At 42.6% G+C, this 8748-nt stretch carries 8 protein-coding genes; 7 read left to right on the top strand and 1 reads right to left on the bottom strand.

Annotation, left to right across the window (positions count from 1 at the left end):
* Both ACYQ4O_RS12685 and ACYQ4O_RS12680 read left to right on the top strand, forming a co-directional pair.
* Window positions 1-922, top strand: a 922-nt coding sequence (locus ACYQ4O_RS12685) for an anaerobic ribonucleoside-triphosphate reductase activating protein (RefSeq protein ID WP_460175837.1), incomplete at its 5' end; no start/stop codon positions are given.
* A gap of 4 nt (window positions 923-926) precedes the next feature.
* Window positions 927-1535 carry a thermonuclease family protein gene (locus ACYQ4O_RS12680; RefSeq protein ID WP_460175836.1) on the top strand — a complete coding sequence of 203 codons (609 nt, stop codon included), beginning with the start codon at window positions 927-929 and terminating at the stop codon, window positions 1533-1535.
* A 64-nt stretch (window positions 1536-1599) separates the two neighbouring features.
* Here ACYQ4O_RS12680 and ACYQ4O_RS12675 read toward each other — a convergent pair whose 3' ends face one another.
* On the bottom strand, window positions 1600-2025 hold the full coding sequence (locus tag ACYQ4O_RS12675) for a hypothetical protein (protein WP_308515044.1): 426 nt from the start codon (window positions 2023-2025) through the stop codon (window positions 1600-1602).
* A 131-nt stretch (window positions 2026-2156) separates the two neighbouring features.
* Between ACYQ4O_RS12675 and earP the strand changes: the two genes are divergently transcribed.
* The 5 genes from earP to pgsA all read left to right on the top strand — a co-directional run bounded on the left by earP (window position 2157) and on the right by pgsA (window position 8315).
* Complete coding sequence (gene earP, locus ACYQ4O_RS12670; protein WP_460175835.1) at window positions 2157-3266, top strand: elongation factor P maturation arginine rhamnosyltransferase EarP; 1110 nt, start codon at window positions 2157-2159, stop codon at window positions 3264-3266.
* A gap of 53 nt (window positions 3267-3319) precedes the next feature.
* Window positions 3320-3877 carry an elongation factor P gene (efp, locus tag ACYQ4O_RS12665; RefSeq protein WP_066591789.1) on the top strand — a complete coding sequence of 186 codons (558 nt, stop codon included), beginning with the start codon at window positions 3320-3322 and terminating at the stop codon, window positions 3875-3877.
* Between the two features lie 125 nt (window positions 3878-4002).
* Window positions 4003-5586, top strand: coding sequence for a Na+/H+ antiporter NhaC family protein (locus ACYQ4O_RS12660; protein WP_308515049.1), 1584 nt, complete (start codon window positions 4003-4005; stop codon window positions 5584-5586).
* A gap of 271 nt (window positions 5587-5857) precedes the next feature.
* On the top strand, window positions 5858-7726 hold the full coding sequence (gene uvrC, locus ACYQ4O_RS12655; RefSeq protein WP_460175834.1) for an excinuclease ABC subunit UvrC: 1869 nt from the start codon (window positions 5858-5860) through the stop codon (window positions 7724-7726).
* Window positions 7719-8315, top strand: coding sequence for a CDP-diacylglycerol--glycerol-3-phosphate 3-phosphatidyltransferase (pgsA, locus tag ACYQ4O_RS12650; RefSeq protein ID WP_277030917.1), 597 nt, complete (start codon window positions 7719-7721; stop codon window positions 8313-8315). Before uvrC ends, pgsA begins: the two co-directional genes overlap by 8 nt.
* Window positions 8316-8748: the final 433 nt, after the last annotated feature.

The following is an 8748-nucleotide window of genomic DNA, read 5'->3' as shown; positions in this document are numbered from 1 at the left end:
GCCGTTTTGCCAGATTAGGGTTGTATTCTCTCCGCTTTATGGCGATTTGTTAGTGAAGCGCCCACTACGGAACCGTACGGTGGGTGCTGTGAGAGGGGGACGGGGCAACCCAACCCTCTACTCGATTCATACGATCCAACGAGTAGGAAATTCCATGAAGGTGATTTCAATACAAGCTCCTCCGCCAGGGGAACATCGTCAGGCAAATCAACTAAGAATTGCCGGATTGACGAGGTTTACAACAATTGATTTTCCCGGATTTTTGTCGGCAGTCGTATTTCTTAAAGGCTGCCCTTGGAAATGTCTTTATTGCCAAAACCCAGAGCTGCAGTCCAAAGACTTCTCTGAGAACGAAGAGCGTGTTTCTTGGGATTACCTAGAAAATTTTTTGAAGAAAAGGATAGGGCTGATTGACGGGGTTGTTTTCAGCGGAGGAGAGCCTTTGACCGATCCTGCACTTTACGAGGCAATTCAATCAGCCAAGAAGCTCGGCTATAAAATCGGCCTTCATACTGCAGGAATGTATCCTCACCATTTGAGAGAGATTCTTCCTTTTCTTGACTGGGTTGGTCTGGATATCAAAGCACCTCTATGCGAACATGAACTATACGAAAGAGTTGTCGGCAAGAGGCTGCATATCGAAAAAGTGGAGGAGAGCTTGGATGATCTTCTCAAGAGCGGAATCCCGTTCGAAGTCCGAACGACAGCCCATCCTGATTATCTTTCAGAAGAGCAGCTGTTAGCCCTGGCAATGCAACTTAAGCAGAGAGGAGTGCGGGAGTATGCTCTACAAATTTACAGAGAACCTCCTATGCATACTCAAGAGCATCCTTTACCAAGAGTTGGAAGCGACTATCCTTCTAACGAAGTATTGAAGCAATTAGAATCTACGTTCGATAAATTTACTCTGAGAAGACCATAACTATATGTCAATAATAAAAATATTATCTGCTTTTGCAGTTTCTGCTCTTTTGGCATCGACTGCGCAGGCTCTTTCTTTTGGTGAAATCGGCAATCTTTTTCAAAAATCCGAGACTGCTACGGCTGCCGATCAAAAAGATTTCGGCCATCCAGGATACGAGTACATTGAAGCCAGAGTCACTCGCGTTGCTGACGGAGATACTTTAACTGTCCGCGAGAAGGGTTCTAACAATAAAATCAAAATCAGACTTCTCGGAATTGATGCTCCGGAACTAAAAATGGACGGAGGAAACGAGAGCCAACGTCATCTGGAAAACCTTATCCGCAGCGGCAACAATCAAGTGAGAATCTACTACCTTTCCAAGAAGAAGTTTGATCGATACGGAAGAATAATAGGCAAGGTCGTTACAAACGATATTGATGTCAATAGACAAATGGTGCTCGATGGCCACGCTTGGTTTTACAGAAACTATCAGAAAGACGTAATGCCGAAAGATCGTGTCCTTTATCAGGAATCTATGTATGAGGCACAGAGGGCTAAACGCGGATTATGGGCTCAGCCAAATCCTGAAGAACCTTGGGAGTGGAGGAAGACTCACCGCCGAAAAGATTAATCAGGTTTATTGAAGCGAGCTACCCAGGCTTTTGCAAGCCTCGGGTTTAGCTCGTGGTGGTTGGCTACTGTGGCCTGATGAAGTCTCCGAAATTATCATCTTGCTCGAAGCAAGTGGGAGAAATGATTAAAGAGACCTTGGATGGATTGCCGCTGATGGCAGGGGTGAAAACCGGTTCAGAAAACAGCCTATTTGGGCTGTTTTCGGCTATATGGTCGATGGACTCATGTTCAAATCCTTCCAGAAGCCAGTCTTTGTCGAATTCGTTATCAAAAAAAGGAAACTTATTGGGTTCTCGGTCGTCGTCCTCCAAAGAATCCATAACTCGGCTGCTGATATATTCCAATGTTGCAATAAGAGGCTCGACCTTATCGGGTCGGACCTTTTCTTCAATCATTGTTCTTACATCGGCCTTAAGTTTGTAAGGTACAAAAAACGAATTATCAAACTGAGTGACATCGTAATTAATTTTTTTACTGAACTTCTTCATACTTCTTCAAATTAGGACGGGAGAGAGTTTTAGAACTGCAGAATCTCTTCCTGTTTTTATTGTAGTTAAGAATTCAAAAGGCTTGAGTCAACTTGAGTACTATATTCCGAGCTTAATTGAATGGGATAAGCATGCAAAAAAATACTATAGGCTGCGATATTTTCTGCGATGTTATTGACAATTTCGGAGACGCAGGGGTGTGCTGGAGATTGGCGCGAGATATCAGGAAAGAGAAGGGCTGGAATGTGCGCTTCTATATAAATAATCTTGAAACCTTATCGGCGATTGAACCAAGAGTCGACTGTGAAAAAGCAAGACAGCATGCTGCAGGAATTGAGCTCCTAAAATGGGAAGATGCGGAGCGAGAAAGTCCCTCGGATATCGTTATAGAGACATTCGGGTGCAGAATTCCTGACTCTTTTGAAAAAAGAATTGCCGAAAGAAATCCTTCTCCAATCTGGATCAATTTGGAATATTTGTCAGCGGAAGACTGGGTTGAGGGCTGTCACACTCTGCCTTCGCCTCATCCGCGGTATGGCACGAAAAAATACTTTTTCTTCCCGGGAGTTACCAATAAAACAGGGGGAATTATTTGCGAGACACGACTCAACGAACACCGTCAGTTGTTTAAGAGTAAAAAAGAAGTCTTTCTAAAAACTATAGGAGCAAATCCGGAGAGTCCCTTTAATACTTTCGTGTTTTGTTATCCCTCAGCGCCCCTTAAAATTTTGGTTGAAGCCTTGGCTTCTGATCGAAGACCTATTCAGCTTTTGTTGGCGGCCGGTGGTGCCGGAAAAGAGATACAAGAACTGGCAAAGCCATATCCTCACATTTTGTGTGTTCCTCTTCCTATGCTTCCTCAGACTGATTTTGATAAATTGCTCTGGGTTGCTGATTCTTTGATTATTCGAGGAGAAGATTCTTTTGCTCGTGCTCAATTAGCCGGTAAACCTTTTATTTGGAATATTTATCCTCAGACAGAGGATACGCACATTCATAAACTGACAGCTTTTGAAGATCGTTTAAAATCTTTTTACTCTCAAAAGAATTTCAAGCTTTTGAAAGAAATTAATCTCGCTTTTAATAAGGGAGAATCTTCTTTTATAGAGTTATGGCCTCAATGGCGCGATGCGACTTCCGAATTAACGGAGAGCGCGGCAGCTTGGGAAGAAAATTTACATTCTGTAGGTTCACTTACAGAGAATTTGTGCAAATTCATAGAAAGCAAGTTAAAATCATAGGATCTCTTATATCTGCGATTGGCAGTTAGAAAACATCAGGTATTTTTTTTATTATGAAAACAGCACAAGAACTTAGAGTTGGTAATGTTGTCATGGTTGACAACAATCCTATGGTTGTCCTTAAAAGCGAATACAGCAAAGGCGGACGCGGCGCTTCCACAGTTAAGCTCAAAATGAAGAACCTTCTGAGCAATGCCGGAACGGAAACTGTTTACAGAGCTGACGATCGTTTCGATGACATCATCCTCGACAAGAAGGAAGTTACATATTCCTACTACGGTGATCCTCACTATGTTTGGATGGACGATGAATACAACCAGATTGAAGTTGAAGCTGAAGTGATGGAAGACTGCCTTAAGTATTTGGAAGACGGCATGCAAGCTGAAGCCGTTTTCTACAATGGCCGTGCTATTTCTATCGAACTTCCTACAATTTTGGTTCGCGAAGTTGTTTACACAGAACCTGCAGTTAAGGGCGACACATCCGGTAAGGTAATGAAACCAGCCAAACTCTCTACAGGTCACATCGTTCAAGTTCCAGCTTTCGTCAACACAGGCGACAAGATTGAAATCGATACAAGAACTGATGAGTATCGCAGCAGAGTAATGTAATTAGGGATTACTCTTGAAAAAGGCGGCTTAGGCCGCTTTTTTCGTATCTTTTAAGAGCCGGGCGGGGATAAGCAAACTTTGCGTTGTTAGAATTTATTTTATTTTTCTAACTTGGAAGCATAAGAATGGATCCATACGCAGCAGGTTGGTTGTCGATTATTCCTCCCGTAGTCGCAATCGTATTGGCCCTTATAACAAAAGAAGTTTTTTCTTCCCTAATGATCGGTATTCTTTCCGGAGCTTATATTTATTCCTTCGGAAGTGGGGCAGCCGATCCAATGGTCAAAGGCCTGGAAGTTACCTTTAAATTAATGGGGGATAAGGTTGACTTTCAAATTCTCTTATTCTGTACTTTATTAGGTGCACTGGTATACGTCTTGGGAATGTCCGGAGGCACTCGCAAATACGGTGAAATCGCAAGAGAAAAAATCAAAAGCAGAAAGTCTTCTATCTTAGCTACATTTGGTCTGAGCTTTCTTATCTTTATTGACGATTACTTTAACTGTTTAACGGTTGGTACCGTCATGAGACCTCTGACTGACTCTTATCGTGTCTCCAGAGAAAAACTGGCTTATATCATTGACTCAACTGCTGCTCCGATGTGTATCATCGCACCGATCTCTTCCTGGGCAGCTGCTGTCGGAAGCAGTTTGAAATCCACCGGTCAGTTCGAAAGCGATTTCCAAGCTTTCGTTTCTTCCATTCCATTCAATTTCTATGCCATTTTCTGTCTTTTATTGGTTTTCTATTTAAGTCTTACCAACAGAGATTTCGGTCCGATGAGACTTGCTGAAGAAAGAGCTCTTTCTAAGGCATTGAAGGAAGTAGAGAACGAAATTACCGATAAACCTAAACACCTTCCGAGTACCCGCGGAACTATTTGGGATATGTTGGTTCCATTAATTGCCCTAATCGTATTCGCAGTTTTAGCCTTCATGTATGACGGCGGCTATTGGGGAGATGATCCTGCCTATCATACTTTTGCCGCATCTCTGGGCAACTGTTCAGCCTCTAAGGCTCTTGTTTGGGCATCTTTTGGTGCAATCGTTGTTGCGATGGCAATGTATATTCCGCGTGGTATTGTGAAGTTTGGTTCCTTTATGGAAGGCTGCATTGAAGGCATGAAACTCATGCTTCCGGCCAACATTATTTTGGTGTTAGCCTGGACTCTTTCGGGTGTTTGCCGCGACCTTCTTTTGACTCAGACCTTTGTTCAAGGTTTTGTCGCAGGAGGTACAGGTCTCGATTACTTCCTTCCCGTAGTTATTTTCATTATTGCAGGATTGTTGTCCTTCTCCACAGGGACAGCATGGGGTACATTCGGTATTTTGATTCCTATCGCAGTTCCGGTTGCTATCTCTGTCGATCCTAGCTTGACTGTAGTGTGTTTGTCCGCTACTTTGGCAGGTTCCGTTTTCGGCGACCACTGCTCACCGATTTCCGATACAACTATTTTGTCAAGTGCGGGCAGCGGATGTTCTCATATGTCTCACGTAACGACTCAGCTTCCTTACGCATGGTTTGTAGCAGGCTGCTGCGTAGTCGGATACTTGGCCGCAGGGTTAAGCCATGGAAACTGGCTTATCAGTTTCGGTGCTACTTTTGTGGCTTTTGCAGGTTTCTTGGCTGTTATGTGGAATAGAAGCTTTGACGTTAAGAAATTTGAAAACATGCTTGCAGTCGAGGAAAAGATGGCAGCAGCTAGATAAAGGACATTTACCTCAACTCAAATTGAGCTAGGTATTTACGAAGGTAGTAGAAATACCTAAATACTTTTGCTAATATAGCACCTGAGAGATTTAATTCTCTCTTCTCCTTGGGATTGAGGTTGGTAAGTTTCAAGGACTTGGGCGAATCGCCCAATCAGAGTCCGCTTACCGTTAGTCGGGCACCAGTGCGAAGTATCTGGTGCCTTTTTTTTGACTTGAGTCAAAGAACTCTTCCATAATTGCGGAATATTTTTTGAGCAGGCAATAAGTTGTGACGACCAATGCAACGAATGAGAAAGACACGGAGGCAAAACCTTTTGACGCTTCTGAGTTTTTAAAGACCCTTCCAAGACTTCCCGGCGTTTACAGATATTTTGACTCGCAAGGCAATCTCCTCTATGTAGGAAAAGCAAGAGATTTGAAAAGGAGGGTGTCAAGTTATTTTCAAAAGACGCTTGCTCCTCGAACCGAGATGATGGTTGGCTTAATTGCCAGGGCCGAAATTACTGTTGTCAACAGTGAAGCTGAGGCTCTTATTCTTGAGTCCAATTTAATTAAATCTCAATCTCCGAGATTCAATATTCTCTTCAGAGACGATAAGTCCTATCCGTACCTGAAATTCAGTGCAGGAGATTTTCCTCGCCTGTCCTATTTCCGAGGCGCCTTAGATAAAAAACAAACTTTTTTCGGTCCTTTTCCAAATGCTACGGCTGCAAAAGAAGCTCTAAGTGTGGTGCAGAAGGTATTCCGGATCCGTGTTTGTGAGAATTCTGTCTTTAATAATCGTTCACGACCCTGTCTTCTCCATCAGATTGGAAGATGCAGCGGACCATGCTGTAATTGCGTCAGTAAAGAAGAATATGCCGAGTCAGTTCGACTCTCAAAAGAGTTTTTAAGAGGAGAAAGTGCAGAGATTCAAAAAACTTTACAACAGAAGATGGAAAGGCATGCTGAGAAGTTAGAGTTCGAAAAAGCAGCTGCAGTTCGTGACCAATTGGCAGCTATTTCGAATGTTACCCAGATGCAGACCATGACTGCAACTCCAGACTTTAATGTCGATATCATTGCTGCCGTAATTGAAGGAGGTCAAATCTGCGTTAATTTGGCAATGGTTAGGGGCGGTCAGCATCTAGGCGATCGTTCCATTTTCCCTAAATTTTCTAAGGACACGGAGCTTCCGTCTGTGGATGAAGTCATTGAAGCCTTCGTAGCTCAGCATTACTTAGAAATGGATGTACCGCCGGTTGTTTTGGCTAATGTTGAAGAAAACGGCGATACGATTTCGGAACTGCTAAATGCACTTTCTCCGAGAACGGTTTATTTTGCAAGAAAGCCTCAAGGTATCCGAAAGAAGTGGCTGGATTTAGCTACGATGAATGCAAGGATTTCTTTGGGCAGAAAACTTAGCGAAGAATCTCATCAAGTAGGAAGAATGGAGGCTCTGACAGAGGCTTTAGGTCTGCAGTTTGACAGAGAAGACTATTCCAACTTTACAGTGGAATGTTTCGACATCAGTCATTCTTCGGGTGAAGCTACTCAAGCATCCTGCGTTGTTTTTGCAAACAATAAAATGGATTCAAGCCAATACCGCCGATTCAATATTCACGATGTAACACCGGGCGATGATTATGCAGCCATGCGTCAAGTTTTAACGAGAAGATATTCTCGAGTGGCCCGTGGTGAAGCAAAACTTCCTACCATCGTTTTAGTTGACGGCGGAAGAGGGCAGGTTTCTATGGCTTGTGAAGTCTTTGATGAACTCGGACTCGATAAAAATGTCATCGTCGGCGTGGCGAAAGGTGAAGGAAGAAAAGTTGGGTTGGAAGAGTTAATTTTTGCTGATCCGGACAAACTTCCTCTGAAATTGGGAAAAGAGTCTGCAGCTTTGATGCTTATTGCGCAAATTCGAGACGAAGCACACAGATTTGCAATTACTGGAATGAGAGCAAAGCGTGCGAAAGCAAGAAATTATTCTAAAATTGAAGATTTAGAGGGAGTGGGTCCCAAGCGCAGAAAAAAACTATTAGCGCATTTTGGGAGCTTGAAAGCTCTTTCCAATGCTTCAGAAGAGGATATTGCTAGTGTCGAGGGAATTTCTCATTCGATAGCAAAACAAATTTATTCGCAATTACATGGCTAAACAAATACAAAAATTATCTTTTAACTTGCCTATGTGGCTCACTTGGGCAAGGATTGCTTTTATTCCCTTGATTGTTGGGGTGTTTATGCTCCCAATTTCATGGGTAAGTATGGAGTGGCAAAACATTATCGGCTGCGCTCTTTTTATCATTGCAGCAATTACTGATGCGTTAGACGGCTACTTCGCAAGAAAGTTTGGAATGGGAACTAAGCTTGGAGCATTTTTAGATCCGGTTGCTGACAAGCTGATGGTCAGCGCGGCTCTTATCGTTTTAGTAGCTGCAGGAAGGGTCGACATGCTTATTGCCTTAATTATTATCGGCAGAGAAATTACCGTTACAGCATTAAGAGAATGGATGGCTCAAGTCGGCATGTCCGGAAAAGTCAAAGTCAACTGGTATGGCAAAATTAAAGCAATTGCGCAAATGGTTGCAATCCCGATGCTGCTTTATTTTGAACCTCTTTGGGGTATCGATATGAGAATGTTAGGTACGATTCTTATCTATATAGCGGCACTGTTGACGCTTTATTCTATGTTTGTATACCTCAAAGCAGCAGCGCCATATTTTGATAGCAATCCCGGGAAATAAAATTCGTTTGAAATTAATTAAATTCTCAAAAATCCAAAATGTTGTGAAATTACAAAAATTTTTACATTTTATGTAACTATTTGAAATTAAATAATAAGCACTAGTTTTTAGTGCTTTTTTTTAAATTTTTTTTCTCAAGAGGTTTGACAAGCTCAAAAAAGGTATTTATAGTTCGCACCTCGTTGTTGATGACGAACACGAAATCAGCAACGCAAGTTCTTTAAAAATTTATCGACGAACCGATAAGAGCGGGCACTTAAGTTTAAGAGCGAAAGCGAAGAGATTTAAATTTAAGAAGCTCGCTTTGTGAGGCAAACGGAGTAGGAAATACTCCGTCAAAACCGAAACGAAGAGTAAGAGCGACAACAGAGATTAAACAAAAGAGTTTGATCCTGGCTCAGATTGAACGCTGGCGGAACGCTTTACACATGCA

It is taken from the genome of Turicimonas sp. TL08 (genome assembly GCF_054660695.1).
The sequence above is the reverse complement of the archived record's forward strand: the minus strand, read 5'-3'. Positions and strand labels throughout refer to the sequence as shown.

What these genes read in the sequence shown, in the direction of transcription:
- earP (WP_460175835.1), top strand. Translation starts at nt 2,157, where the DNA reads ATGCAAAAAAATACTATAGGCTGCGATATTTTCTGCGATGTTATTGAC.
- efp (WP_066591789.1), top strand. Translation starts at nt 3,320, where the DNA reads ATGAAAACAGCACAAGAACTTAGAGTTGGTAATGTTGTCATGGTTGAC.
- ACYQ4O_RS12660 (WP_308515049.1), top strand. Translation starts at nt 4,003, where the DNA reads ATGGATCCATACGCAGCAGGTTGGTTGTCGATTATTCCTCCCGTAGTC.
- ACYQ4O_RS12675 (WP_308515044.1), bottom strand. Translation starts at nt 2,025, where the DNA reads ATGAAGAAGTTCAGTAAAAAAATTAATTACGATGTCACTCAGTTTGAT.
- pgsA (WP_277030917.1), top strand. Translation starts at nt 7,719, where the DNA reads ATGGCTAAACAAATACAAAAATTATCTTTTAACTTGCCTATGTGGCTC.
- ACYQ4O_RS12680 (WP_460175836.1), top strand. Translation starts at nt 927, where the DNA reads ATGTCAATAATAAAAATATTATCTGCTTTTGCAGTTTCTGCTCTTTTG.